Raw genomic sequence first — 1,280 nt, forward strand, 5'->3', positions numbered from 1 at the left:
CGACCTCGATCGTTGGTGGTCGGTTGTCTCACGTTCGCTCGAATCCGAGCCGCGAACAACCGACGAACGGCTGGAGTTGGCCGCTCTTCTGCGCGCCGAATCGGAGCCGGTCCTGACACTGCTGCGGGAGCGTCCCACGGCCTATGTCCTGCGGACCCGCATCGTGGCCGAATCAGTTGCCGCTGCCCGCGCCGCGAGGAAGGTCAGCTGATGCGCTCTACCGTGAGATGGGATGTCGAACTGACTGCCCTGTCGTCGATCTCGCAGAAAGGCGAGGAGTCGGAAACGACGACGACACTGTTTCGCCGCGAACCGATCCTGCAGCCCGACGGGAGGAAAGTGCTGGTACCGGTCGTGTCGGGGAACTCGCTGCGGGGAGCATTGCGACGCACCGCCGAGGAGTTGTTCCGCGATGTGATCGGCTACGAAAGACAGATACCTCTCTCCGCGGCGCACGCACTGCGCAACGGCGGCAACCTGAGCAAAGTCGCCGGCGACTCACTGACCGGCCGCAGGCGTCAGCGCCTGCGCGAGTTGGTCCCGCCGATCAGTCTGTTCGGAGGAAACGGAGGCGGTGCGCCGCCGATCGACGGATGTCTCAAAGTCGGCAAAGTCGTTCCCCGAGTGAAAGAAACAGAATCGATCATGAGCAGGCCCTACCCGGGAGTGCTGATGTCGCAGTTCGAGCTCATGTCCCTGGAAAGTTACAGCCGCTTCGACGACGCCGGCACCAAATTCTTCCCCGAACCCCTCGACGCGGGCGCCGGTTCGGGAACTTCGGTGCACCAGACGTCGATGTTGATGCGCTTCGAGGTCGAGACATTGCCCGCAGGAACACATTTCGAAACATTTCTGAGGGTGGACCGGGCAACCGACCGCGACATCGCCTTCTTCAGTGACGTGTGGGAACGATTCTCGCGAGACGGCTTCCTGGGTGGGCGCAGCGCGATCGGGCACGGGCGAGTCCGCGCCGAGTCGGAGCTGACCGTCTTGACGGGCCCCGGCCCGCAGGTCGCGGACTGGCGAGCGGAACTGGAACCGCTACGAGAAGACGTGATCGAGGCATTGGGGTGGCTGACATGAACGCAGACACCGCTTTCGCTCCCTTCCTGGTCAGGGCCCATCTCTCGTCCGGGTTGGCACATGCAAGCCCCTGGGGGATCGCCTTGGACGGCATCCTCGCCGCGGAACTGTGGGCCGACCACAAAGCAGGCGCCCTCGACCGCGGCGAATACGTGCCGGCGCTCTCACCGGAGGCGACCCCGCCGGATCTCGAATTG

2 protein-coding genes are annotated in these 1,280 nt (G+C 64.4%); both read left to right on the top strand.

The genetic code is table 11. The features are described 5' to 3' along the window. On the top strand, positions 1-211 hold a 211-nt coding region (locus ACIQ2D_RS22065), incomplete at its 5' end, for a hypothetical protein (protein WP_402867427.1). Continuing rightward, positions 211-1,083 carry an RAMP superfamily CRISPR-associated protein gene (locus ACIQ2D_RS22070; RefSeq protein WP_298785399.1) on the top strand — a complete coding sequence of 291 codons (873 nt, stop codon included), beginning with the start codon at positions 211-213 and terminating at the stop codon, positions 1,081-1,083. The genes ACIQ2D_RS22065 and ACIQ2D_RS22070, both read left to right, overlap by 1 nt. Positions 1,084-1,280 lie beyond the last annotated feature (197 nt).

The sequence above is a fragment of the Lysinibacillus sp. NPDC097287 genome (assembly GCF_044761695.1).
Classification (GTDB): Bacteria; Bacillota; Bacilli; order Bacillales_A; family Planococcaceae; genus Lysinibacillus.